The sequence below is a fragment of the Streptomyces sp. NPDC107546 genome (assembly GCF_055639175.1).
Genome location: NZ_JBVKBA010000023.1, coordinates 1 through 24,674, shown reverse-complemented (window position 1 = coordinate 24,674; position 24,674 = coordinate 1). Strand labels below are relative to the sequence as shown.

Annotated in this window: 23 protein-coding genes; 10 read left to right on the top strand and 13 right to left on the bottom strand. The window is 72.0% G+C overall.

What is annotated here, in order from left to right; translation table 11 throughout:
- Window positions 1-117: 117 nt before the first annotated feature.
- Window positions 118-2,244, top strand: a complete 2,127-nt coding sequence (locus ACZ7L1_RS28180) for a SpoIIE family protein phosphatase (RefSeq protein ID WP_471440958.1) — start codon at window positions 118-120, stop codon at window positions 2,242-2,244.
- Window positions 2,245-2,371: 127 nt separating this feature from the next.
- Here the strand turns inward: ACZ7L1_RS28180 and ACZ7L1_RS28175 are convergent, their stop codons facing one another.
- On the bottom strand, window positions 2,372-3,319 hold the full coding sequence (locus ACZ7L1_RS28175; RefSeq protein ID WP_471440820.1) for an MIP/aquaporin family protein: 948 nt from the start codon (window positions 3,317-3,319) through the stop codon (window positions 2,372-2,374).
- Between the two features lie 254 nt (window positions 3,320-3,573).
- Here ACZ7L1_RS28175 and ACZ7L1_RS28170 point away from each other — a divergent pair, with 254 nt between their 5' ends.
- The 3 genes from ACZ7L1_RS28170 to ACZ7L1_RS28160 all read left to right on the top strand — a co-directional run bounded on the left by ACZ7L1_RS28170 (window position 3,574) and on the right by ACZ7L1_RS28160 (window position 8,446).
- On the top strand, window positions 3,574-5,529 hold the full coding sequence (locus ACZ7L1_RS28170) for an NAD-binding protein (protein ID WP_471440957.1): 1,956 nt from the start codon (window positions 3,574-3,576) through the stop codon (window positions 5,527-5,529).
- Between the two features lie 130 nt (window positions 5,530-5,659).
- Entirely contained in the window at window positions 5,660-7,510 is a 1,851-nt protein-coding gene (locus ACZ7L1_RS28165; protein ID WP_471440819.1) for a S9 family peptidase, read from the top strand.
- Window positions 7,511-7,558: 48 nt separating this feature from the next.
- Window positions 7,559-8,446 carry an SURF1 family protein gene (locus tag ACZ7L1_RS28160; protein ID WP_471440818.1) on the top strand — a complete coding sequence of 296 codons (888 nt, stop codon included), beginning with the start codon at window positions 7,559-7,561 and terminating at the stop codon, window positions 8,444-8,446.
- A gap of 57 nt (window positions 8,447-8,503) precedes the next feature.
- On the opposite strand, the gene ACZ7L1_RS28155 is transcribed toward ACZ7L1_RS28160, so the two are convergent.
- From ACZ7L1_RS28155 to ACZ7L1_RS28125, 7 genes are all read right to left on the bottom strand, one after another.
- Window positions 8,504-9,865 (bottom strand): hypothetical protein, encoded by a 1,362-nt coding sequence (locus ACZ7L1_RS28155; protein WP_471440817.1) that lies wholly within the window; start codon window positions 9,863-9,865, stop codon window positions 8,504-8,506.
- Window positions 9,862-10,530, bottom strand: a complete 669-nt coding sequence (locus ACZ7L1_RS28150; RefSeq protein ID WP_471440816.1) for a SigE family RNA polymerase sigma factor — start codon at window positions 10,528-10,530, stop codon at window positions 9,862-9,864. The genes ACZ7L1_RS28155 and ACZ7L1_RS28150 overlap by 4 nt, the downstream gene beginning before the upstream one ends.
- Window positions 10,531-10,908: 378 nt before the next feature.
- Complete coding sequence (locus tag ACZ7L1_RS28145; protein ID WP_471440815.1) at window positions 10,909-11,988, bottom strand: aspartate-semialdehyde dehydrogenase; 1,080 nt, start codon at window positions 11,986-11,988, stop codon at window positions 10,909-10,911.
- Window positions 11,985-13,277, bottom strand: coding sequence for an aspartate kinase (locus ACZ7L1_RS28140; RefSeq protein ID WP_471440814.1), 1,293 nt, complete (start codon window positions 13,275-13,277; stop codon window positions 11,985-11,987). The genes ACZ7L1_RS28145 and ACZ7L1_RS28140 overlap by 4 nt, the downstream gene beginning before the upstream one ends.
- Before the next feature lie 270 nt (window positions 13,278-13,547).
- Window positions 13,548-14,207 carry a DUF5063 domain-containing protein gene (locus ACZ7L1_RS28135; protein ID WP_471440813.1) on the bottom strand — a complete coding sequence of 220 codons (660 nt, stop codon included), beginning with the start codon at window positions 14,205-14,207 and terminating at the stop codon, window positions 13,548-13,550.
- On the bottom strand, window positions 14,200-14,799 hold the full coding sequence (recR, locus tag ACZ7L1_RS28130) for a recombination mediator RecR (RefSeq protein ID WP_391600248.1): 600 nt from the start codon (window positions 14,797-14,799) through the stop codon (window positions 14,200-14,202). Before recR ends, ACZ7L1_RS28135 begins: the two co-directional genes overlap by 8 nt.
- Window positions 14,800-14,938: 139 nt before the next feature.
- Window positions 14,939-15,277, bottom strand: a complete 339-nt coding sequence (locus tag ACZ7L1_RS28125; RefSeq protein WP_471440812.1) for a YbaB/EbfC family nucleoid-associated protein — start codon at window positions 15,275-15,277, stop codon at window positions 14,939-14,941.
- Window positions 15,278-15,664: 387 nt separating this feature from the next.
- Here ACZ7L1_RS28125 and ACZ7L1_RS28120 point away from each other — a divergent pair, with 387 nt between their 5' ends.
- Entirely contained in the window at window positions 15,665-16,429 is a 765-nt protein-coding gene (locus ACZ7L1_RS28120; RefSeq protein ID WP_471440811.1) for an SLATT domain-containing protein, read from the top strand.
- 20 nt (window positions 16,430-16,449) lie between these two features.
- Here ACZ7L1_RS28120 and ACZ7L1_RS28115 read toward each other — a convergent pair whose 3' ends face one another.
- Window positions 16,450-18,306 (bottom strand): serine/threonine-protein kinase, encoded by a 1,857-nt coding sequence (locus ACZ7L1_RS28115; RefSeq protein ID WP_471440810.1) that lies wholly within the window; start codon window positions 18,304-18,306, stop codon window positions 16,450-16,452.
- Window positions 18,307-18,505: 199 nt separating this feature from the next.
- On the opposite strand from ACZ7L1_RS28115, the gene ACZ7L1_RS28110 reads away from it, so the two are divergent.
- The 3 genes from ACZ7L1_RS28110 to ACZ7L1_RS28100 all read left to right on the top strand — a co-directional run bounded on the left by ACZ7L1_RS28110 (window position 18,506) and on the right by ACZ7L1_RS28100 (window position 21,540).
- Complete coding sequence (locus ACZ7L1_RS28110; protein WP_471440809.1) at window positions 18,506-19,861, top strand: aminotransferase class III-fold pyridoxal phosphate-dependent enzyme; 1,356 nt, start codon at window positions 18,506-18,508, stop codon at window positions 19,859-19,861.
- A gap of 103 nt (window positions 19,862-19,964) precedes the next feature.
- Window positions 19,965-20,669, top strand: coding sequence for a GntR family transcriptional regulator (locus ACZ7L1_RS28105; RefSeq protein WP_471440808.1), 705 nt, complete (start codon window positions 19,965-19,967; stop codon window positions 20,667-20,669).
- A gap of 220 nt (window positions 20,670-20,889) precedes the next feature.
- Window positions 20,890-21,540: a hypothetical protein gene (locus ACZ7L1_RS28100; protein ID WP_471440807.1), complete on the top strand. Its 651-nt coding sequence runs from the start codon at window positions 20,890-20,892 to the stop codon at window positions 21,538-21,540.
- Window positions 21,541-21,585: 45 nt separating this feature from the next.
- On the opposite strand, the gene ACZ7L1_RS28095 is transcribed toward ACZ7L1_RS28100, so the two are convergent.
- The 4 genes from ACZ7L1_RS28095 to ACZ7L1_RS28080 form a co-directional block, all read right to left on the bottom strand.
- Window positions 21,586-22,035: a PIN domain-containing protein gene (locus ACZ7L1_RS28095; protein WP_471440806.1), complete on the bottom strand. Its 450-nt coding sequence runs from the start codon at window positions 22,033-22,035 to the stop codon at window positions 21,586-21,588.
- The gene (locus ACZ7L1_RS28090) at window positions 22,032-22,298 is read right to left on the bottom strand and encodes a cupin domain-containing protein (RefSeq protein WP_471440805.1); all 267 of its coding nucleotides are present in this window, start codon (window positions 22,296-22,298) and stop codon (window positions 22,032-22,034) included. Before ACZ7L1_RS28090 ends, ACZ7L1_RS28095 begins: the two co-directional genes overlap by 4 nt.
- Window positions 22,299-22,413: 115 nt before the next feature.
- A complete protein-coding gene (locus ACZ7L1_RS28085) occupies window positions 22,414-23,232 on the bottom strand; it encodes a hypothetical protein (protein ID WP_471440804.1) in 819 nt (272 codons plus the stop codon).
- 150 nt (window positions 23,233-23,382) lie between these two features.
- Window positions 23,383-23,775 (bottom strand): hypothetical protein, encoded by a 393-nt coding sequence (locus ACZ7L1_RS28080; RefSeq protein ID WP_471440803.1) that lies wholly within the window; start codon window positions 23,773-23,775, stop codon window positions 23,383-23,385.
- Between ACZ7L1_RS28080 and ACZ7L1_RS28075 the strand changes: the two genes are divergently transcribed.
- Together ACZ7L1_RS28075 and ACZ7L1_RS28070 are read left to right on the top strand one after the other, a co-directional pair.
- Complete coding sequence (locus ACZ7L1_RS28075) at window positions 23,732-24,178, top strand: helix-turn-helix domain-containing protein (RefSeq protein WP_471440802.1); 447 nt, start codon at window positions 23,732-23,734, stop codon at window positions 24,176-24,178. The two genes, ACZ7L1_RS28080 and ACZ7L1_RS28075, sit on opposite strands and share 44 nt — an antisense overlap.
- Window positions 24,103-24,657 (top strand): DUF5753 domain-containing protein, encoded by a 555-nt coding sequence (locus ACZ7L1_RS28070; RefSeq protein WP_471440801.1) that lies wholly within the window; start codon window positions 24,103-24,105, stop codon window positions 24,655-24,657. Before ACZ7L1_RS28075 ends, ACZ7L1_RS28070 begins: the two co-directional genes overlap by 76 nt.
- Window positions 24,658-24,674 lie beyond the last annotated feature (17 nt).

Below are 24,674 nucleotides of genomic sequence, written 5' to 3'. Positions count from 1 at the left end.
CGGCCACCGGGCACCTGCCGTGCCGGGAGGAGCCGCGAGGGCGGCCCGGCAGCCCGCCCGAGCAGCGACGCTTACGATGTCAGCGACCCTCAATGGGCGTATTGTCCGGATATGGCCATGGGTGGCGACGATGGGCCGAAGGGCACGGCTCCGGCGCTGGGCGATGCCCCCGACGGGCTGGACGATGCCCTGGACACGGTCCTGGCCACGACGGTGCGTCGTACCGGAGCCTCCATCGGCGGTATCTACCTGAACGAGGAGGCGGAGCCGGTGCTGCGGCTGGTGGCCGTGTGCGGCATGCCTCTGGAGTTCACCGCCCCATGGCGGCGGCTGCCGCTCACCGCTCCCGTCCCGGTCGCCGACGCGATCCGCGAGGAACAGCTGGTGTGGATCGGGGACCAGAACGACATGGCCCGCCGGTACCCGCGTGTCGCCGCGGTCCTGCCCTACAGGTTCCCGCTCGCCGCGCACGCCGTGAGCGGGATGCGACGCTGCTGGGGCGGACTGGTGCTGATGTGGCCCGCCGACCACGCCCGGAGGCCCACCTCCCGCGAACGCCACCACATCACCTCCAGCGCCCGCCGTCTGGCCCGTCTCCTGGACCACGCGTCACGCCCGCCCACGCTGCCCGACCAGCCGCGCGTGGTCTCCCTCGACACCCCGCGCCACCCCGCCTACGCCGGTCTCGTCGCCGTCGACTACGCCGAACGCCTCCCCGAGGGCGCCCTGGCCCTCGACCTCGAGGGCAGGATCACCTTCGTCACCAAGACCGCCGCCCGCCTGCTCGGCCGCGACGGCGGCCGACTGCTGGGGACCCGGCCCTGGCAGTCGCTGCCATGGATGGACGACCCCGTGATCGAGGACCACTACCGCACGGCCGTGGTCAGCCGCGCCGCCCTGTCCTTCACCGCCCTGCGCCCACCGGATCAGTGGCTGAGCTTCGAGCTCTACCCGGACACCAGCGGCATCAGCGTCCGTATCACCCCTGCCGGGGAGCAGCCCACCCCGAGTACACGTCCCCGGCCGGTCAAGGTGACCCCGACCGGGCGTCTGTACCAGCTCGTCCACCTGGCCGCCGCGCTCACGGAAACGGTGAGCGTGCGCGACCTGTTCGACCTGATCACGGACCAGATCCTGCCCGCCGTCCGTGCCCAGGGCCTGGTGCTGTCGGCCGCCGACGCCGGTCGCCTGAAGATCCTCGGCTCGTACGGCTACCCGCCCGAGGTCGTCGAGCGCCTCGACGGGCTCACGCTGGACACCGACCTCACCCCCGCCGGGCAGGTCCTCACGACGGGCACCCCCGCCTTCTTCGCCACCCCCAACGAACTGGCCTGCAGCTACCCCGATGCACCCCTGTTGAGCGGCAAACAGGCCTGGGCCTTCCTCCCCCTGGTGATCACGGGACGGCCGGTGGGCTGCTGCGTCCTGTCCTACGTCCGGCCCCACACCTTCTCCGCCGACGAGCGGGCCGTCATGACCTCGCTGGCCGGGCTGATCGCGCAGGCCCTGGACCGCGCCCGGCTGTATGACGCCCAGCACGGCCTGGCGCACGACCTCCAGCAGGCGCTCCTGCCGCGCGCTCTGCCCATCATGGCCGGACTGGACGTGGCCGCCCGCTACCTGCCCGCGAGCCGCGGCGTCGAGGTAGGCGGCGACTTCTACGACCTGCTGCGCCTCGGCTCCACCAGCGCGGCCGCCGTCATCGGCGACGTCGAGGGCCACTGCATCGCCGCGGCCGCCCTCATGGGCCAGGTGCGGACCGCCATCCACGCCCACGCCACCGCCGGCGCACCCCCGGACCAGGTCCTGGCCTGCACCAACCGGCTCCTCATCGACCTGAACTCCGGCCTGCTCGCCTCCTGTCTCTACGCACAGCTCGACCTGGCCGACCGGGAGATCGCCCTCGTCAGCGCCGGCCACGTTCCGCCGCTGCTGTGCCACGGCTCCCACGAGGTCGGCCTGCTGGAGGTGGAGCCCGGGCCGCTGCTCGGCGTCGACGTCGACTTCCAGTACCCCGTCACCCGCGTGCCGCTCCCCGCCGACGCCCTGCTGGCCTTCTACACCGACGGCCTCGTCGAAGTCCCCGGCAGCGACACCGGCCGGGCCACCGACGCCCTGGCGCGGTATCTGGCCGACTTCCGTGACCATGCGCTGGAGGACCTGATCGACGGCCTGGTCCGCCACGTCTGGCCCACCGGCCGCCACCGAGACGACATCGCCGTCCTGCTGCTGCGCGCGCCGTGATGTGCCGGGCACGGTGATCGGTTCAGGTACCGGCCCGGTCGGTTCAGGTGCCGGCCCGGTCGGTTCAGGCACCGGCCCGGTCGGTTCAGGCACCGGCCCGGTCATCGGCTCGGATGCCGATCGCCCGTCACTCCTCGTCCGTGGTCTCCACCGGACGGGTCCGGCCCGGTTCCGGCGGCTCGGCGCCCTGTGCGCGGATGTACAGGACGTCACCGATGAACAGGTCGTAGACCAGGACCCCGACGACACCGCCGACGAGCGGGCCGACGATCGGGATCCACCAGTAGTCGCTGAAGGAGCCGGGCAGGGTGCCGGGCAGCGCGAGGCTCTGCCAGCCCGCCACCCAGGTGAACAGGCGCGGTCCGAAGTCCCGGGCGGGGTTGATGGCGTATCCGGCGTTCGCCCCGTACGACATGCCGATGGCGGCGACCGCGAGGCCGATCACGAAGGGCCCGAGGTTGGCCCGCACCCCCGTGTTGCGCAGGTCGACGACCGCCACGACGAACAAGACCAGGAAGGCCGTACCGACGATCTGGTCCACGAGCGGGCCCCAGGTGCCGCCGTGGAAGAACGGCGCGGGGAACGTACCGAAGATCGAGAAACTGGCGAGCGTGTGCCCGTTCGTCTTCGGCCCCGTCATGGCGTGGTCGAAGGTGTTGATCGCGTCGTGGTAGACGGCGTACACCAGCGCCGCCCCGACGAACGCGCCGGCCAGCTGCGCGAACCAGTACGGGACCACCCGGGCCCAGGGGAACCGGCGGCGCACCGCGAACGCCAGCGTGACCGCCGGATTGATGTGGGCGCCGCTGACGCCGCCCGCGACGTAGATGCCGAACGTCACGGCCAGGCCCCAGCCCCAGGTGATCAGGAGCCAGTCGCCGGAGCTCAGGAAGAAGGTGGTGGGTCCCGCGGTACGGCCGGATCCCGGCAGCGCGGCGACGGCCACGGCGACCGAACCGCATCCGAACGCGATGAGCACCAGCGTCCCCAGGAACTCCGCTAGGCATTCGCCCAGCAGTCCCCCTCGGCGCTTGAGTCGGGAGGGTTTGATCAGGGGCGGGATTTCCACAGCCATGATGGCCCCCTCAGGGACTGGTCAGGCCGGTCACGGCTCGTCCCGCAGGAGCGGTCGAGGACGCCGGTCGAACTCACCACGAGTATGACTCAAGGACAGCAGCCCCGCTGTTCACCGTCGTCACCGTCACCCGTGCGGACCAGGCCCGGTGCCTCATGCGCCTCTGTGGAACCAACACCCCCGATACGGCAGTCTTTCTCCTCGTGGGGGCAGGGGTTCCGCAGCAGAACGGGTCGGGTGACGGCGTCCCGCACATGGTGGTGTGCGGGGACGACGGGCTCGCGCACCGGCTGGCCGCCGAGTTGCGCGGGGTGTACGGCGAGCAGGTGACGCTCGTCGTCCCGCCCGCCGTCCGGGTCGCCCGCCGGCCGGTGGTGGGCCGTGCCCGCGCCTCGACGCTGCTCGACCGGGTCTCCGCCGCGGTCACGCGCGCGGCGGGCAACGGAAACGGCAATGGCAACGGAAACGGCAACACCAACGGCACGGACGGACGCACCGGCGGATCAGGCGGCGGCCGCAGCGCCGAACCCGCCGGTTCGCTGCGGATGGTGGAGGCCCCCGAGGCGTCCGAGACCGTGCTCGCGGAGGCCGGCGTGGACCGGGCGGCGGCCCTGGCACTCGTCTATGACGACGACGAGACCAACATCCGCGCCGCGCTCACCGCCCGCCGCCTCAACCCGCGGCTGCGGCTCGTCCTGCGCCTGTACAACCGGCGGCTCGGGCAGCACATAGAGGCCCTCCTCGACCAGGCGGCGGCTCTGGCGTCCGGCGGGACCGGCGACGCGGAGGCGTTCGACGCGTCCACGACCGTGCTGTCCGACGCCGACACCGCCGCGCCCGCCCTGGCCGCGACCGCCGTCGCCGGCACCACCAAGGTGGTACAGACCGACGGGCTGATGCTGCGGGCCGTCGAGCGTCCGCCGCCACGGCCGGGCCAGGTCGCCGATCCCGGACTGTGCACGCTGGCGTTGCTGTCCGCGACGGCCAACGACCCTGCCGGGGCCGACGGTTTTGACGGCGAGCAGGGTCCCCGACTCCTGCCGGACGAAAGTGCGGTGGCGGAGGCCACCGGACGCGGCACCATCGTCCTGGAGACCGTCTCCTACACCGGTCCGGCGCTGCCCGCAGGGCGCAGTGTCGTACCGCTCGGCTCGCTGTTCTCGCGGCGGCTGCGCTGGTCGGTCGCCGGACTGGTGGGCTGTGTGGTCGGGCTCGCGATCGCGTCGATGGCGGTCACCGGCGAACCCCCGCTGCGCGCCACCTACTTGACACTGCTGGACCTGTTCGCCATCGACAATCCGGCCATCGGTGAACCCGTCGGGCGGCAGATCCTGCAACTGCTGTCCTCGTTGGTCGGGTTGCTGCTCCTGCCCGTGCTGCTGGCAGCCGTGCTCGAAGCCCTCGGCACCTTCCGCAGCGGAACCGCGCTGCGCAGACCGCCGCGCGGGCTGTCCGGACACGTGGTGCTGCTCGGCGTCGGCAAGATCGGCACCCGGGTCATGACCCGGCTGCGGGAGCTGAGGATCCCGGTGGTGTGCGTGGAGGGCGACCCGGAGGCGCGCGGCCTCGCGACGGCCCGGCGGCTACGGGTGCCGGTCGTGCTCGGGGACGTGACCCAGGAAGGCGTGCTGGAAGCCGCCAAGATCCACCGGGCGCACGCGTTGCTCGCCCTGACCAGCTCCGACACGACGAACCTCGAGGCCGTCCTGTACGCCCGCTCGGTACGGCCCGACCTGCGGGTCGTCCTGCGCCTGTACGACGACGACTTCGCGACCGCCGTCTACCGCACCCTGCGTGCCGCGCACCCGCACGCACAGACGCGCAGCCGCAGCGTGTCCCACCTGGCCGCGCCCGCGTTCGCCGGGGCCATGCTGGGCCGGCAGATCCTGGGGGCGATCCCGGTGGAGCGGCGGGTGCTGCTGTTCGCCGCCGTGGACGTGGCCGGGCATCCGCAGCTGGAGGGGAAGACGGTCGCCCAGGCGTTCCGCGCCGGGGCGTGGCGGGTGCTCGCCCTGGACACCGCGGCGCCGGAGGAACGCGGCCGGACGCCGGACCCGCAGACGCGCACGTCCGACCGCGCGTCGGGCCTGGTCTGGGACCTGCCGCCCACCTACGTCCTGCGCGCGGAGGACCGAGTGATCCTGGCCGCGACGCGGCGCGGTCTGGCGGACCTGCTGGGGCGCAGGCGCCGGGAGCCGGAAGGGGCCTGATCCCGCCCGCGGGCGTGCCGCTGGGGTCGAGCCGGGTTGTCCACAGGCTGCGGCCTCCCCTGCGGGCGAGTTGTCCACAGGCTGCGGACCTCGCCCGCGGGAAGTCGGCCCGGCCAGGCACTATGGGGCCATGACTGAGAGCAACGGGTCCACCTCGCCCGAGCGCGGCGGGGACATGCCGGACTGGGAGAAGCGCTTCCGGGCGCCGCGGGTGTCACTGCCGGACTGGGCGGAGGACGCGCCGCACCGCTCGCTGTTCGTCTCGAACGCGACGGGGACGTACGAGCTGTACGCCTGGGACCGTGTCACGGGCGAGCAGCGCCAGGTCACGGACCGGGCGAACGGCACGACGGAGGGCGTGCTCTCGCCGGACGGCGAGTGGATCTGGTGGTTCGACGACACGGACGGCGACGAGTTCGGGATCTGGAGACGCCAGCGGTTCGTGCCCGGTGCCTCCGGTGCGGGTGCCGGGCCCGACGAGCCGGCGGCTCCCGGACTCGAGCCGTCGTATCCGGCGGGGCTCGCGATCGGGCGGGACGGGCGGACGGCGGTCGTGGGCCGCTCGACCGACCAGGACGGTTCCACGATCCATCTCGTGCGGGCCGGCCGGGATCCGGTGGAGATCTACCGGCACCGCGAGTCGGCCGGGGTGGGCGACCTCTCCCACGACGGCTCGCTGATCGCGATCGAGCACACCGAGCACGGCGACGCGATGCACTCGGCGCTGCGCGTGCTGCGGCCGGACGGTTCGACGGTGGCGGAGCTGGACGACACCAAGGGCGGCACGGTCGAGCTGGGCCTGGAGGTCCTGGGCTTCGCACCGGTCGACGGGGACACCCGACTGCTCATCGGGCACCAGCGGCGCGGCCGGTGGGAGCCGCTGGTGTGGGACGTCGCCTCCGGCGAGGAGACGGACCTGCAGCTGGACCTGCCGGGTGACGTGGCCGCGGAATGGTATCCGGACGGCTCCGCGCTGCTGATCGTGCACGGTTTCGAGGCCCGCAGCGAGCTGTTCCGCTACGACCTGGCCACGCGGGAGCTGGTGCGGGTGCCGACGCCGCCGGGCACGGTGTCCGGGGCGACGGCACGGCCCGACGGGACCGTGGAGTACCTGTGGTCGTCCGCGGCCGAGCCCCCGGTCGTCCGGTCCACCTCGGGCCGGGTGGTGCTGGATCCTCCCGGGATCAAGGCGCCCGGGTCGGTGCCGGTGGAGGACGTGTGGGTGGACGGGCCGGGCGGCCGCATCCACGCGCTGGTGCAGCGGCCGGCGGGGGCTTCAGGTCCGCTGCCGACGGTCTTCGACATCCACGGCGGGCCGACCTGGCACGACAGTGACTCGTTCGCCGCGGGCCCGGCGGCCTGGGTGGACCACGGGTACGCGGTGGTGCGGGTCAACTACCGCGGTTCGACGGGGTACGGGCGCGAGTGGACGGACGCGCTCAAGCACCGGGTCGGGCTGATCGAGCTGGAGGACATTGCGGCGGTCCGGGAGTGGGCGGTGTCGTCCGGGCTCGCGGACCCGCAGCGGCTGGTGCTGACGGGCGGCTCGTGGGGCGGCTACCTGACGCTGCTCGGGCTCGGCACCCAGGCCGAGCTGTGGACGATCGGGATCGCGGCGGTACCGGTCGCGGACTACGTCACGGCGTACCACGACGAGATGGAGGCGCTGAAGGCGATGGACCGGACGCTGCTCGGGGGCACGCCCGAGGAGGTGCCGGAGCGGTTCGAGGCGTCCTCGCCGCTGACCTACGTCGACGCGGTGAAGGCCCCGGTGTACATCTCGGCGGGGGTGAACGACCCGCGCTGCCCGATCCGCCAGGTCGAGAACTATGTGAACCGGCTCGCCGCGCGAGGTGCGGTGCACGAGGTGTACCGGTACGACGCGGGGCACGGCTCGCTGGTGGTCGACGAGCGGATCAAGCAGGTCCGGCTGGAGCTGGACTTCGCGGCGCGGCATCTGGGGGGTGGCGCCCCGGCATAACGGGCCCCAGGGCCGGGCCCACGGTGGTGGCACCGTACCGTTGATGGCGTGTACCGGTTTCTGCTGACGCCCCGCTGGTGGGGGATCAACGTCTTCGTGCTGCTGGCCATCCCGTTCTGCGTCTTCATGGGGTCGTGGCAGCTGGGCCGGTTCGAGGCACGGGTGCACGAGCAGCGGGCGGCGAGCGAGCAGGTCACCGCGGGCCGCGGGGAGGCGGCCCGGCCGCTGGCCGAACTGCTGCCGGTGGACAAGAGCACGTCCGGCAGGCAGGCCACGGCCACCGGCCGGTACGGCAAGCAGTTGCTGGTGCCGGACCGGGAGCTGGACGGCAAGCGCGGGTTCTACGTGCTGAGCATGCTGCGGACCGACGGCGGTAAGGCGCTGCCGGTGGTGCGGGGCTGGCTGCCGGGTGACGCCGACCCCGCGAAGGCCCCGGCGCCGCCGGCCGGCGAGGTCACCGTCACGGGCGCCCTGCAGGCCCCGGAGAGCCCGGGGTCGAACGGGGTGAACGCGGCAGGCGGACTGCCGGCCGGGCAGACCGCGGACATCAGCACGGCGACGCTGGTGAACCTGGTGCCCTACGACCTGTACGAGGCGTGGATCACCCTCACCAAGGCCGACAGCGGGATGAAGGCGGTACCGGCGACGGCGCCCCAGGGGAGCGGACTCGACCTGAAGGCGTTCCAGAACCTGGGTTACACCGGCGAGTGGTTCGTCTTCGCGGGCTTCACGGTCTTCATGTGGTTCCGGCTGCTGCGCCGCGAGGTGGAGTACGCCCGCGACGCACAGCTGGGCCTCGTACCGGAAGGGCCGGGCACCGGCGCGACCGGCGAGGCCGCGCCCTCGCCGGCGGCCGGCGACAAGTCGGCCGCCCGCGAGTCGGCCGCAGACGAGGAAGCCGCCGGCGAAAGCCCGACGCCGGCCGCCAAGGCCTGAAGCAGGGGCCGAGCGGCCCCTGAGGCAGGTCCGGCCGGTCCGGGATGCTGCCGCGGGTCAGGCCCCCGCCAGCATCCCCGTGTGGTAGATCGTGCCGGCGCAGGCGTTCGCGATGGTGGTCGAGGAGCTCGCGGCGCCGGTGCCCGGGGTGAGGGAGACGGTCACGCTGCCGTCGGCCACGCCGTCCTCCGTCATGAGCTGCGGTGACGTGCCGCTGCTCTCCGGGCTCGAGCCGCCGCCGCTCGTGCTCGTGCTGGCCGAGGGGCTGGGGTCGGGTGAGGCGCCCCCGCCGCCCCCGGTGCCGCTGCCCGTGGTCGGGCAGGTCTCCGAGGGCACCCAGGCGAACTTGACCTCGTAAGCCGCTCCGGGCTTGAGCACCAGGGAGGAGACTTCCTGCGTGGGGTCGGGCAGGCCGGTGGCCGGGTCGCCGGTGACGTGGTTCACCACGGTGATCTTGGCGGGGTCCGCCGCGCCCTGGGCGGCCGTGGTGACGGTGCCGCTGCCTGAGACGGTACAGCCCGTGGTGGAGGTGTTGGTGACGCGGAACGTGCCGTAGACCGCGCCGGTGGAGTCCGGGGCGCCCGCGGTGGCGGCCGACTGACCGAGCTGGGCCGCGGTGCACGCGGGAGCGGTCTGCGCGGAGGCCGACGGGTTCGTCCCCCCGGTGGCCCCGCCAGGCGCCCCCTTGCCCTTGTCCTCCTTGCCCTTCTGGCCCCCCTTGCCCGTCTGGCTGGACGTGCCGGCCGAGCCGGCGGAGCCGCTGGAGCCGCCGTCCGGGCCCTTGCCCTGGTCGGCACCGCCCTGGGCCTGCGAGGCCTGGCCGGCGATGGACGGGTCCGCGTTCGAACCCGTGGCGTTCGAGACGTGGACGAGAGCCGGGATCGCGGTGCCGACGAACAGGGCGGCGGCCGCCATACCGATCACGGCCTGCCGCTTGCGGGCCCGCCGGGCGGGTACCGCACGCCGCAGATGGTCGAGACCGCCCTCACGCGGCTCGATGTCGCGCACGGCCTGGTGCAGCATCCGCCGCAGCGCCAGTTCGTCCGAACCGAGCCCCTCGGGCATCCCGTCGCCGTCGGCGGGCAGATCCTCGCCACCGCCGCCGGAGCCCGACCCGGCCCCGCCTCCCCCGAGCGCCGCAAGGAGCCGGTCCCGCCCCGCGCCGAGGCCGTCACCGGCACCGCCCGTGTCCCTGCCGAAGGCTTCGGAGAGGTGGTCCGCGGCGGCGCGGTCCCGCCCGGTGTCCGCACGGGCGTGGTCGTCGGGGCGGTGGTTCACGGTTCCGTTCCCAGCGTGCTGCTCGTGGTCGGCCTCGAGGGACCCTGGCCGGTCCGTCGGCTCGTGCCACTCGTACGGTTCGTGTCGTTCGTGGGAGTCGCGCCCCCAGGGGGTGGTGCGCCGCTCCTCGTACTTGCTCATGCCGATGCCCCCATGGCGACACGGAGCGCCGCGATGCCGCGCGAGCCGTACGCCTTCACCGAGCCCAGCGATATCCCCAGCGTCTGAGCCACCTGAGCCTCGGTCATATCGGCGAAGTAGCGCAGCACCAGGACCTCACGCTGACGGCGTTGCAGGCCCTTCATCGCCTTGATCAGCGAGTCGCGCTCCAACTGGTCGTACGCGCCCTCCTCCGCGCTCGCCATGTCCGGCATCGGCTTCGTCAGCAGCTTCAGGCCGAGGATGCGGCGGCGCAGCGTGGAGCGCGACAGGTTGACGACGGTCTGGCGGAGGTACGCGAGCGTCTTCTCCGGGTCGCGCACGCGCTTGCGCGCGGAGTGCACGCGGATGAACGCCTCCTGGACGACGTCCTCACAGGAGGCGGTGTCGTCGAGGAGGAGCGCCGCCAGACCCAGCAGGGAGCGGTAGTGGGCGCGATAGGTCTCGGTGAGGTGGTCGACCGTGGTGCCGGCGGCCGTCGTCTCCTCAGCGCCCTCGCGCTGGTTCGGTATGCGGGTCGGCCGCGCTGCGGGCATGGGGGCGATCACCGGCATGCCGCCGGGCGCGCCGGGCATCCGGGGGCGGCGGGACGGACGAAGGGCCGCGCCCCGCGCCTGTACCGCGGTGAATTCGAGTACCTCTGCCACGCCAGTTGGACACGTCTGCCCCCGCCAGGGTTGTACGCGACAGGCATCACGTTCGCGACGTTCGCGTCGGACAGCACATCCGTCTGCACGTCCCCTCCTGCGCCCCCCAGCGCACCGGACCGTGCGTCGAGTGCCCTCATGCGTACCAGCTCTTCCCCTATGCCCCGTGTGTGGTGGTGCCCAGCCCCCCGAAGGGCGACCGCAAAGACGCTCCCCGCCCAGCGCGCGGTTGCGAGGGCGGGGAGTGAAATCTTCGAACGTCGAGAGACTTCGATTCAAGGTCCGGACCACGGGATGGTCCGTGCAACCCACATAGATCCTACAAACGTTTCAGCCAACGGCGATGGGGTTTCCGGCCGTCGGCCGCCTGTCGGGGCACTACGCGGTGGCGCCCAGTTCCCCCGCCACCAGCTCGGCGATCTGCGCGGTGTTCAGTGCGGCGCCCTTGCGCAAGTTGTCGCCGCAGACGAAGAGTTCGAGCGCCGTCGGGTCGTCCAGGGCCCGCCGCACCCGGCCGACCCACGTGGGGTCGGTTCCCACCACGTCCGCGGGCGTGGGGAATTCGCCCGCCTCCGGGTTGTCGAACAGGACGACGCCGGGTGCTGTGGCGAGGATCTCGCGCGCCCGGTCCACCGTGACCTCGCCCTCGAAACAGGCGTGGACGGTCAGCGAGTGCGTGGTGACCACCGGCACGCGAACACAGGTGACGGCCACGCGCAGCTGGGGCAGCCCCAGGATCTTGCGGGACTCGTCACGGACCTTCATCTCCTCCGAGGACCACCCGTCCTCACGCGGCGACCCGGCCCACGGCACGACGTTGAGCGCGACGGGCTCCGGGAAGGGCCCGGTGTTCTCGCCCACCACGCGCCGGACGTCACCGGGCTTGGTCCCCAGCTCCGTGCCCGCGACCAGCGACAGCTGCTGCCGCAGCGTGTCGATGCCCGCGCGGCCCGCACCGCTCACGGCCTGGTACGAGGAGACGACCAGCTCACGCAGCCCGAACTCGGCGTGCAGGGCGCCGAGGGCCACGATCATCGACAGCGTCGTGCAGTTGGGGTTGGCGATGATGCCGCGCGGACGCACCCGGGCGGCGTGCGGGTTGACCTCCGGCACGACCAGCGGCACATCGGGGTCCATACGGAAGGCGCCCGAGTTGTCCACCACGATCGCGCCCAGCGCGGCGGCGATGGGCGCCCAGTGCGCCGCGACCTCGTCCGGTACGTCGAACATCGCCACGTCGACGCCGACGAACGCCTCTTCGGAGATCGCCATGACCTCGACCTCCTCGCCGCGCACGGCCAGCTTGCGGCCGGCCGAGCGCGGCGAGGCGAGCAGACGGATCTCGCCCCAGATGTCCGCGTGCTGGGACAGGATCTGGAGCATGACCGAACCGACGGCCCCGGTCGCACCCACGACCGCGAGCGTCGGCTTCGTCCCCCTGCGGGGGAGCCCGGTCATCGCCCGGTGCCTCCGTAGACGACCGCCTCGTCGCTCTCGGAGTCCAGACCGAACGCGGTGTGCACCGCGCGGACCGCCTCGGGCACGTCGTCCTTGCGCGTGACGACCGAGATACGGATCTCGGAGGTCGAGATCAGCTCGATGTTCACGCCCGCGTCGGACAGCGCGGTGAAGAAGTCGGCCGTGACGCCCGGGTTCGTCTTCATCCCGGCGCCGACGAGGGAGATCTTGCCGATCTGGTCGTCGTAGCGCAGCGAGTCGAAGCCGATCGCGGTCTTGGCCTTCTCCAGGGCGTCGATCGCCTTGCGCCCCTCGCTCTTCGGGAGCGTGAAGGAGATGTCCGTCAGACCCGTCGACGCGGCCGACACGTTCTGGACGACCATGTCGATGTTGATCTCGGCGTCGGCGATGGCCCGGAAGATCGAGGCGGCCTCGCCCGGCTTGTCCGGCACGCCGACGACCGTGATCTTGGCCTCGGAGGTGTCGTGCGCGACACCGGAGATGATGGCCTGCTCCACCTTCGTTTCCCCTTGCTGCTGTGTCTTTTGAACGACTGGCTCGCTGCTGACCCACGTGCCCTGCAGCCCGCTGAAGGAGGAGCGGACGTGGATCGGGATGTTGTAGCGGCGGGCGTACTCCACGCAGCGGTGGAGCAGTACCTTGGACCCGGACGAGGCCAGCTCCAGCATGTCCTCGAAGGAGATCCAGTCGATCTTCCGGGCCTTCTTCACCACGCGCGGGTCGGCGGTGAACACGCCGTCGACGTCGGTGTAGATCTCGCACACCTCGGCGTCGAGGGCGGCCGCGAGGGCCACCGCAGTGGTGTCCGAGCCACCACGGCCGAGCGTGGTGATGTCCTTCTTGTCCTGGCTGACGCCCTGGAAGCCGGCGACGATCGCGATGTTGCCCTCGTCCAGCGCCGTCCGGATGCGACCCGGCGTGACGTCGATGATCCGGGCTTTGTTGTGGACCGAGTCGGTGATGACACCTGCCTGGCTGCCGGTGAACGACTGGGCCCCGTGACCCAGGTTTTTGATCGCCATGGCCAGCAGTGCCATGGAGATCCGCTCTCCGGCGGTCAGCAGCATGTCGAGCTCGCGCCCGGCAGGGATCGGGGAAACCTGCTCGGCGAGATCGATCAGCTCGTCCGTCGTGTCGCCCATCGCGGAAACCACGACAACCACCTGGTTGCCGTTCTTCTTCGCTTCCACGATCCGCTTGGCGACGCGCTTGATGCCTTCGGCATCGGCTACGGAGGAGCCTCCGTACTTCTGCACGACAAGGCCCACGTGCGCTCCTCGCTCAGTCCGTCTCTTTCCGCGCCTGCGAGACGCAGGTGCGGTCGGCTCAGTCTATCGAGCGACCCAATTTCCCTTCCGGGATACCGCATGGTGAGATGTCCCGCTCACGCGGGGATCATCCCGGTTTTCTTCGGACGCACGACGGCCGTACGACGGTTTTCACCACCGCTTTCCGTCGGCACCCGAGGCCGCTCAGCACGGCATCTGCCCCGGGGCCGGGACGGTACGCGAAACGTGCCGCGAGTCACAGCGGAGGGGTCACTTGACCGACCGCAGCCCCAGCGGGTCCGCGATCTCCTTGACCATGACCCGGCCGGCCTCCTCGGCGAGTATCTCGTCGCCGAGGTCCTGGTCGGTGTCGAGGCCGTCCAGTTCCTCCAGGGGCTGGTTCAGGCGGACGTGCGCGACCACCGACTGCAGGGCGCGGAGCGTGGCGGAGGCGGTGGCGCCCCAGTTGGAGAAGTACGAGAACTGCCACCACCACAGGGCCTCCGTGGTGCGCCCGGCCCGGTAGTGGACCATGCCGTGGCGCAGGTCGGTGATGACGTCCGCCAGGTCGTCGGAGATACGGGCCGGGACCGGGGCCTTGCGCGGCTCGTACGGGTCGAAGACCTCGGAGTAGACGTCGACCGGGTCCAGCATGGCGGCGAGCCGCTCGCGCAGCTCGTCCACGTCGGGCTCCGGACCCGGGTCCGGCTCGTAACGCTCGTCGGGGACGATGTCCTCGTGCGCGCCGAGGCGGCCGCCGGCCAGGAGCAGCTGGGAGACCTCCAGCAGGAGGAACGGGACGGCCGAGTCCGGCTCGTCGCCCTTCGCGACCTCCGTGACGGCGACCAGGAAGCTCTCGATCTGGTCCGCGATCTGGACCGCGAAGTCGTCCGGGTCCTGCGTCGTCGCGTGCAGCGTGGCGTCAGACATCTAGGAGTCGTCTCCCCTCGAAGGCGCGGCCGAGGGTGACCTCGTCCGCGTATTCCAGGTCGCCACCCACCGGGAGGCCGCTGGCCAGGCGGGTGACCTTCAGGCCCATGGGTTTGATCATCCTGGCGAGGTACGTGGCCGTGGCCTCGCCCTCCAGGTTCGGGTCCGTGGCCAGGATCAGCTCGGTGACCGTGCCGTCGGCCAGTCGCGCGAGCAGTTCGCGGATGCGCAGATCGTCGGGGCCCACGCCCTCGATGGGACTGATCGCGCCGCCGAGCACGTGGTAGCGGCCCCGGAACTCGCGGGTCCGCTCGATCGCGACGACGTCCTTCGGCTCCTCCACCACGCAGATGACGGACGCGTCACGGCGGGCGTCGCGGCAGATGCCGCACAGCTCCTCCTGCGCGACGTTGCCACAGGTCGCGCAGAAGCGGACCTTCGCCTTCACCTCGAGCAGCGCCTGGGCGAGGCGGCGCACGTCCGTCGGCTCGGCCTGCAGGATGTGGAAGGCGATCCGCTGCGCGCTCTTGGGACCGACGCCGGGCAGCCGCCCCAGCTCGTCGATGAGGTCCTGGACCACGCCTTCGTACAACGGACTGCCTTTCCTGAAGAGCTTCGGTACGTACCGTAGCCGGACTCGGTTTCCTCGTACGTACGGTAGTTGGCGCTTGCCTTACGCAGAAGGGACGGTCCCGTGGACGCCCTTCCCCGGGCGGGACCGCCCGGTGGGCTCAGAACGGCAGGCCGGGGATGCCGCCCCCGAGCCCCTGGGCCAGCGGGCCGAGCTTCTGCTGCTGGAGCGCCTGCGCGTTCTCGTTGGCCGCCTGGACGGCCGCGACGATCAGGTCGGCGAGAGTCTCGGTGTCCTCCGGGTCCACCGCCTTGGGGTCGATGACCAGGGCGCGCAACTCGCCGGCGCCGGTGACCGTCGCCTTCACCAGGCCGCCGCCCGACTGACCGTCGACCTCGGTCCTCGCCAGCTCCTCCTGCGCGTCGGCGAGGTCCTGCTGCATCTTCTGGGCCTGCTGGAGCAACTGCTGCATGTTCGGCTGCCCACCACCGGGAATCACGATCAGCTCCTGCCTCGTACGGTTCGGCTTCGGATGTGCGTATGTGCGTACGGATGTCAGGGCGGGCTTTGCCGCCTCGGCACGAGCCTACGTGGTCACCGGGGTGTGCGCTGGGGTAGCCCGTCCGGACTCGGTTCCCGCCCACGGCGGCACTCTTTCGAGTGAGTTTGCCGAGCGTCGTATACCCGACCAAGGCCTCCTTCCGGGCGGAAAAGCCGCGAAACCAGGTTGCCCGCCATCCGCCCGGCGGTAGGAAGGGTGCGGCGCTTCAGCACCATGCGTCACGAGCACACTGCGGGGGTGCACGAAGTGAGCAGCGCACGTACCGCGGAACGTGCAGGGGATTGTGCATCGCGGAACGTCATGGCCGTAGGTAGGGAGTGCCGGGTGAGTCAGCCGGAGATGCAGCCCGAGGGTCCGCTCCAGGACGGGCGGGGCGACGGAGCGGCGGGGCTGCGGCCGGGCGACCCGGGCGACCCCGGCGCCCCCGGCGACCTCATGGGCCGGCCGTTCCCGCACGGCGACTGGGGGGAGCCGGCGCAGCGGCTCGACGAGCTGTACCGGTGGGTGGAGCGGCGGGCGCTGGAGACGGCGGCCTGGTACCTCGGGAACCGGGTGTGGAAACGGCGGGGGGCGCAGGCGCTGCGCGCGGGCGCGGCGGTGGGGGCCGTGTGCGGGGCCGCGCTGCCGCTGCTGGATCTGACCGGGGTGGCGGACGGGGCGGCGCCGTGGGCGTACCTGTCGCTGCTGGTCGGGGTGGCGTGTGTGGCCGGGGACCGGTACTTCGGGGTGACGTCCGGATGGATGCGGGACGTGGCGACGGCACAGGCGATCGGGCGGCGGCTGCAGGCGCTGCAGTTCGACTGGGCCTCCGAGAGCGTGCGGGAGGTCCTGGGGCCGACGGAGGGGACCGCGGCGGAGGCTGCGGAACGGTGCCTTTCGGTACTGCGACGGTTCTCCGAGGACGTGACGGAGCTGGTGCGGGCGGAGACGGCGGACTGGATGGCGGAGTTCCGCACGGGCTCGGCACCGCTGGCGATGCAGTCGTCGGGCGCGGCGGCGCCCCGCCCGGAGGGCACGCTTCCGGGGCGGTTCCCGCCGCCGGGCGCACGGCCCAACATGCCGCGGCAGCGACCGCCGGAGGCCAGGTGACCAGGTGACCAGGCCTGCGCCTACCCCGCCTTCGTGTAGGTCAGGGCCTCGCCGGTGGTCGTGTTCACACGCTTGAGGCGGCCCTCCGGGAGCAGCGTCAGCTCTGTCGCGCCGCCCGGGGTGCAGGACGACGCCGACCGGCCGCCCGTGACCGTGGACGGGCCGATCCTCAGCGGGCCGTTCGCGGCGGGCTTCTCGGCGAGCTCGGCCCGGAAGACGCAGTGGTACGTGTCGCCGTCGGCGGTCAGCGACAGCACCGTGTCGCCCACCCCGCCCTGCTGGATGACCAGGCGCCGGGTGTTGTGCCCGGTGGCGTTGTCGATCGCGGCCGTCCAGGTGCCGAGGTAGGCGCCGGGGACGGCCCCCGGAGAGCCGGTACCGGCCGACGCGGACGCCGAAGCCGAAGTGGACGGGGACGGGGACGGCTGCCCGGGCGTGCTCGGGCCGGGGGTCGAGGGCGCGGCGGAGGTCCGGGACGGGGTGCCGCCGCCGGTGCCGGTCCCGTCCCCGCGCAGCACCGCGTACACCGAACCGCCCGCGCCGAGGGCGACGACGAGGGCGACCACGATCAGCACGGCGGTGAAACGACCGCTGCGCCGCGCAGCTGCCGGATCACCGTACGCGGGCGGACCGTACGGCGACGTGCCCCAGCCTCCGGGGCCAGGCAGCCGGGGGTCCTGCGGCGGAGGGCCGAAGACGCCGGGCGGTGGCGGGACCGCACCGTAGGGGGCGCCCGAGGCGGGGGGCGGCCCCGGGATCGTGGGAGCTGCCGGGAGTGCCGGAGTCGTGGGCGCATCCGCAGCCGCCGGAGCCCCCGCTCCAGCCTCCCCCGGACTCCCCGGACCCCCCCGCCCCGCCCCACCCGCCGGCCCCTGAGGCCCCTCCGTACCGCCCGGACCCCCCGGATCTCCCCGTTCCTCCAGGTCCTCCGGATCCTCCGTCTCCAGCAACCGCACCGCATGGCGCCCCAGCTGGGCGATCAGGGCGCCCGGCAGCCACGGCTCGCGGCTGCGGCCCTCGCTGAGCGTGTCGTCGGCGCCCGTGCGTTCCAGGATCTGCGCCGGGGTCGGCCGCGCGGCCGGGTCCTTGTGCAGGCAGTCGCGTACCAGGTCCGCAAGCCCCTGCGGCAGACCCTCCAGATCCGGGTCATCCTGCGCGATGCGGAACATCAGGGCGTGCACCCCGCTGTTCGCGCTGCCGAAGGGAAGGCTGCCCGTGGCGGCGTACGCGAGCACGGAGCCCAGGCAGAAGACGTCGCACGCGAGCGTGACGCGGTCACCCCGCACCTGCTCGGGCGCCATGAACCCGGGCGACCCGACGAGCGCCCCGGTGCGCGTGTAGCCGGCACCCGTGAGGGTCTCCAGCGCGCGGGCGATGCCGAAGTCGATGACCCGGGGACCGTCGATGGTCACGAGGACGTTGGACGGTTTCAGGTCGCGGTGGATCAGCCCGGCGGCGTGGATGTCCTGCAGGGCGTGAGCGAGCCCGGCGGCCAGCACGCGCACCGACCGCTCCGGCAGCGCACCGTGGTCCTGCGAGACCACGGTCTGGAGGGTCGGCCCGGCGACGTAGCCGGTGGCGACCCAGGGGATGTCGGCCTCGGTGTCGGCGTCCAGGACGGGCGCGGTCCAGTACCCGCCGACCCGCCGCGCGGCCTGCACCTCCTGCCGGAAGCGGGCCCGGAACTCCTCCTGCTCGGCCAGCTCCCGCCGCACGAGTTTCACCGCGACCGTACGGCCCCGGTCGGAGCGGGCCAGATACACGCTGCCCATACCGCCGGCCCCCAGCCGCGCAAGCAGCCGATACCCCCCCACGCTCCCCCGGAGCTTGAAGCCCCCGGGCACCCCCGGTGGATCCCCGGCCCCCAGCCGTTCCATCGCCGCCTCACCTACCCCCCTGTGCGTGCGACAGCCAGAGAATAGTGCCGCCTTGGAGGGAGTCGGCGGCAGCGGCGTGCACGGTTCCGTAACAGGCCGCGTCGAGGCGCCCGGCACCCGACAACCTGTCGCGGAATACCCCTGACCGCAGACATCCCGCCCATGTCCCGCCCGCCTGCGCCGCTCCTAACCTCCCGGCATGATCCCTCAGACCGACCCCCAGACCGGCGCCGCCGTCAAGGCCGCGGACCGTGCGCACGTCTTCCACTCGTGGTCAGCGCAGGAGCTCATCGACCCGCTCGCCGTCGCCGGTGCGGAGGGGTCGTACTTCTGGGACTACGACGGCAACCGCTACCTCGACTTCACCAGCGGGCTCGTCTTCACCAACATCGGCTACCAGCACCCCAAGGTCGTCGCCGCGATCCAGGAGCAGGCAGCGACCCTGGCCACGTTCGCGCCCGCCTTCGCCGTCGAGGCCCGTTCCGAGGCCGCCCGGCTGATCGCCCGGCACACCCCGGGCGACCTGAACAAGATCTTCTTCACCAACGGCGGCGCCGACGCGGTCGAACACGCCGTGCGCATGGCGCGCCTGCACACCGGCCGGCCCAAGGTGCTCTCCGCGTACCGCTCCTACCACGGCGGCACCCAGCAGGCCGTGAACATCACCGGCGACCCGCGCCGCTGGGCCTCCGACAGCGGTGCGGCGGGCGTGGTGCACTTCTGGGCGCCGTTCCTGTACCGCTCGCGGTTCTACGCCGAGACCGAGCAGCAGGAGTGCGAGCGGGCGCTGGAGCACCTGGAGACGACCATCGCCTTCGAAGGGCCCGGCACGATCGCCGCGATCGTCCTGGAGACCGTCCCGGGGACCGCCGGGATCATGGTTCCGCCCCGCGGCTACCTCGCGGGCGTGCGGGAACTGTGCGACCAGCACGGGATCGTCTTCGTCCTGGACGAGGTGATGGCAGGGTTCGGGCGCACCGGCGAATGGTTCGCGGCCGATCTGTTCGACGTGGTCCCCGACCTGATGACCTTCGCCAAGGGTGTGAACTCCGGCTATGTGCCGCTCGGCGGCGTCGCCATCTCGCCGCGGATCGCCGAGACCTTCGGCAGGCGGCCCTACCCGGGCGGTCTGACCTACTCCGGTCACCCGCTGGCCTGCGCCGCCGCGGTCGCCACGATCAACTTGATGGCCGAGGAGGGCGTCGTCGCGAACGCCGCCGTGGTCGGCGCACAGGTCATCGAGCCGGGCCTGCGCGCGCTGGCCGAGCGGCACCCGTCGGTGGGCGAGGTGCGCGGCGTCGGCATGTTCTGGGCCCTGGAGCTGGTCAGCAACCGTGAGACCCGGGAGCCGCTGGTGCCGTACAACGCCGCCGGTGAGGCGAACGCCCCCATGGCCGCGTTCGCCGCCGCCGCCAAGGCGCACGGTCTGTGGCCCTTCATCAACATGAACCGCACCCATGTCGTCCCGCCCTGCACGATCACCGAGGCGGAGGCGAAGGAGGGCCTCGCGGCCCTGGACGCGGCGCTGTCCGTGGCCGACGAGTACACGGTCTGACCGGCTCCGCCGCACACAGGGGCCTCACGGGTCCCCCAACGCGTAAGGTGACGTGTCTCCGGCAGGAAGACGCACCCGTACGCGGAGGGGGACCCAGCCAACGATGCCCGGCAACGGCGCCGTCACTCGTAGCACCCTGCGGCAGCAGATCGCGGACGCGCTCCGCGACGAGGTGCTGGCCGGCCGGTTGCAGCCGGGGCAGGAGTTCACGGTGAAGGAGATCGCCGAGCAGTACGGCGTCTCCGCGACCCCCGTCCGCGAGGCGCTGGTCGACCTGTCGGCGCAGGGTCTCCTGGACGCCGTCCAGCACCGGGGTTTCGAGGTCCGCGCCTACTCCCTGGACGACTACCGCGGCATGATCGAGGCCCGCAGCCTGGTCACCGACGGCATCTTCCACCGACTCGTCGAGGACGGTGCCGGCACAGGCCACCGCAGGTCCGCCACGGACGATCCGCGCCGCAGCGCCGCCCTCGCCGCGGTGCGCCGCCGCGGCGAAGAGGCCGAGCGCGCCGCCACCGCCGGCGACCTGAACGTCCTCATCGGCTACGACCTGCGTTTCTGGCGCGAGCTGAGCGCCCTGTACGGCAACCCCTATCTCGCCGACTTCCTGCACCGGCTGCGCGTGCAGTCCTGGGTGTGCGCGGTGCAGCACCTGCGCCGGGTCACCGATCTGAAGGGCCGGCTGTGGTCCGGGCACACCGAACTCGTCGACGCCCTCGCCCGCCGCGACCCGGCCGCCGCGCACGCAGTGGTCGCCGCGTACAACGCGCACTCCCTCGCGCTGCTGGAGCGCCTGGCCGCCGGTTGAGCACGGGGGCAGGCCGCGGACGTCTTGGAGGACATGCCGGCCATCTCCATCGACCTGTCCGTCGTCGTCCCTCGCGCCGACTCCCCTTCACCGCCGCCATGTAAGTGGGTGGGTGGGGTGTGGGTATGGGACCTGCACGGCTTGCACGGATGAGCGCGACCGGCCGCACGCACGCCCATTACGCTTCCTGCACCACACCGATAACCCGAGGAGCTTACTGTTGGCCTGTGACCTGTGGCTGGTCCCGCTCGTCGACGTGTTGTGCCACACCCCCGACAACCCGTTCGCCGAGGAACTCGCCCTCTACGACAAGGTGCTGGGCGAGGCCGGACTGCCGCCGGTGCCGGTGTACCAGTACATGCCGGGCCTCACCGGCGAGGTGGCTCCGGTCGCGGGATTCGACTACGACGCGCTGCACTTCCTGCGCCGTGCCTATCTGCTCCAGGTGTGCGGTCTCGCCGTGACCCCGGTCGACGAGCTGGGCGGCGACTACGAGCAGCTCCTGGAGATGTTCGAGTCGACGGCACAGCAGTCGCACCTGGTGTGGCACTACGACCACGCGGGCGCCTACGTCCCGGTGGACTTCCCACAGCCCCTGTCGAACGACGAACTCCTCGCGGGCGGCGGCCCCTTGGGCTCGTCGCAGGCGCTGCTGCGGGAGCTGGAGTTCGTGGCCCCGTCGATCGGTATCGACCCGGCGAACCCCCCGGCCGCCCCGGACCCGCCGCTCGCCCCCACGGCTCTGGAGGAACCCGCGGTTCCGGCCCCGTACGACCCGAGCCCGTTCGCCCGCGAACGGCATGTGTGGCTGGGCCTGCACGCGGCGGCGACACGAAGCCTGGCGCAGGGTTCGATGATCGTCTTCAGCTGAGGCCGGGGAGGGGCTCCCGGGCGGGAGCCCCTCCCCGGCTCCTCGTCAGCTCTCCACGATCCGGATCGTACGGATACCCGTACCGCGGTACCGGGTGGGTGTCCTGGTCAGGACGGGACGGCCGCGCGGCCACTCCACCGTGGGCAGGGCGAGGTGCAGCACGTGCGCACCGCTCCAGTCCGGCTCCAGCTTTCCGTCGTCCTCTGCTTCTGCGGCGGCCGCTGTCCGCAGGCGCTTACCCACGGCGGTTGCCGCGGCGAAGTCGAGCGCCTCGATGTTGAGGGACGGCAGCGCGCCGAGGTGCTCGGCGACTCCCGCCCGCTCCCGCTCGGCGGCGGCCAGACTGAGCGCCGGGATGTACACGCGCAGGGCGGGGTCCTTCTCGGCCTCGACGACGAGCCGGGAGGCCATGCTGTTCCCCGCGCCGAGCGCGAGGGCGGCAGTGTCGTCGAAGATGACGGCACGCGGCAGCGGGTACTGGTCCTGCTCCCTCACTGGATCTCCCCGATGCGCCCGGCCTGCAGGTCGGCCCACAGCTTCTCGCCGGCCTTCTCGTCGTCCTCGGTGTAGGGCCTGCCGAGGAAGTGCTCCTCGACGTACGCCTTGGTCTCCTCGTACCGCTTGCGCAGCTCTTCCTTGGTGGGCGTGGCCCCGGCCAGCTCCGCCACGAGGTCCCGCATGCTCATCCCGCGATCCCGGGCGAGCTCCTGGAGGCGGTCTCGGACAGCGGGGTCGACCTTGATCGTGGTGTCAGCCATGAGCAGAGTATACCGTCGGTATACCGTCTCAGGGCGTTCGAGTGTGACGGTCATCAGCACTCCGTTTCTCTGGAAGGACCCGGCGGCACGGTCGTGCGGCCGGGAGTCTGTGCGCCTACGCGGGCGCGGCCTGGCCCCGCAGCAGCGCCCATGCCAGCGCGCCGCCCCGTCGCGCCGCCTCCCGGTAGGCGGACGCGCCAGGTGTGCGGGTCTCGACCTCGACGGTCGTGACCGGTCCGGGCGTTGGCGGCGCCGGGCGCTTGCGGCGCAGGCGGTTCTCGATGAGGGCGCGGGGCGAGTACACGCGGGGCGGCAGCCCGTCCGTCAGGGCCGCCCGCACCTGGGCAGTACTCGCCCCCGCGTCCCACCAGGCCTCCACCAGCGGTGCGAGCCGCAGCGCGTCTTCGGCACCGAGCGTCAGCCGGGGGTGCGTGCGGCCGAGCGAGCCGAGCAGCTTGGCCGCGAGCGCGGTGCGCTCGCTCGGAGCGGCGGGCGGGGACGGCGGGGACGGCGGCGGGGAGGGAGGTTCTTCTTCCCTGGTCTTTTCCCCCGAAGGGGGAGCGTCCGACGGCGCGTCGGCCGACTCGCCGGAGGCCAGGTTCTGGGATTCCTCCGATTCACCCGAGGGTGGCTCGTCCTCGTACGGAGTGTCGAACACCTCGTAGACGGTGGAGAGTTGGCCCGTCGCGCGGCTCTTGTGCACCACCCGCCGCAGATACCGGGATTCCTCCAGCTCATGCAGGGCGGCGGCGATCCGCGCCCGCCCCTCCTTCCGCTGCTCCGCGAGCGTGCGGATGGTGACGCGGGCGTCGTTCGGCAGGCTCAATAGGTACGTCAGTACGCCTACCGCGCACCAGGAGATGCTGCGGTCGCGGAGAAGAGCGTTGGAGAAGACGGAAAAGGCGCGCGTGGGCGTCGTACGATGGATGCGCATTGGGAGGGCTAGCTCCTGGTGTCGAGCCCCCGGGTGTTGGCGCACCGCGGGGGCGTTCTTTTTGCTTGGCCTGTTGGCGCGACTCTATGGGCACGCAGAGCGATGGATGCAAGCCGGAACTGACCTTTCCCAGGCGGCCGTTGGCATATTTCACTCCGGGGAGTGAAGGGCGGTGCGCAGGAGCAGCGTGTGGACCAGGTCGCCGGATGCCGTCGGCCGGTAGCGCCAACTCAGCCAGGTCAGGCCGTCGAGCGCCGGGATCGGGATGTACGAGATGCGGTTCGGGCCGGCGGTGAGGCGCGTGACTCCGTCCGGCCAGGAGCGGTGGGACGTGGTGCCGACCGGGACGAGGAAGTAGACGGCACGTCTTCCGTTGTCCTCCTCGATGACGGGTCCTGGGGCTCCGCCGGTCATGCGGGCGAGACGGTCGGCGAGGGCGCGGCCCCGGTCGCCGTCGATCCGGAGGGCGTCGAACCGGACGCCGGCTTTGCGGAGTTGGATGCCGGTGGAGGGGATCCAGTCCAGGTCACTTTGCGTATTCATGCGGCCAGTTTCGACAGGCGGGGATAGCGTCTTCCATAACTCTGTGTCGACCAATGGCAACGGTCGGAAACCGGCACGAGTGACTTGCGACCGGTTGAGTTCGGGGGTGACCGCAATGGCGCGGGCTGTGAACAAGGCGGAGGCGAGCGGGACGGCGCACCTGGTCGCCGCTCTGGCGAAGGCGCTGCGCGAGCAGCAACAACTGTCGCAGGAGGAGTTGGGGAGGAAGATCGGGTACACCGGGTCGGCGGTCAGCGCGATGGAGACGTGCGCGCAGCCCGCGAGCGACACGATGCTCGTCAAGCTGGAGGAGGCGCTCGCGGGGGATTGGGCGTCTTCGAGAAGGCCCGCAAGTACGTGCTGCTCGACAAGTACCCGCCGCAGTTCAAGAACTTCGCCCTGATGGAGGCGGAGGCCGTGACCCTGTCGTCGTACCAGACGTACGTGATGGACGGTCTCTTCCAGACTGAGAGCTATGCCCGCGCTCTGATCGGCGGAGGCTACCCGAAACTCAGCGACGGCAAGGTGGAGGAGCTGGTTGAAGCACGCATGGCTCGCAAGGCGCTATTCGATCGGAATCCCACCGCAATGATCGAGCTGATCCTCGACGAGTCGGTGCTGCGGCGGCCCTTCGGCAGCTGGGACGTGCTGCACGGGCAACTGCACTCGCTCGCCGAGGATGCCGAGAGGGACAATGTCAGCGTCCAAGTGGTGCCGCTGGAGCGCGGACTGCGCGGCGCCCACGCGGGCACGCGCGGTGACATGGTCCTGTTGGAGACGAAGGAGCACCACCACGTGGTCTACGTGACTCCTCCCCCGGCTGAAGCCGGGGGCTTCTCGCTATGCCGGGTTGGCGTCGCGACGGACCAGCCCGGCCCGTAGAACGTTCAGAGCACCCA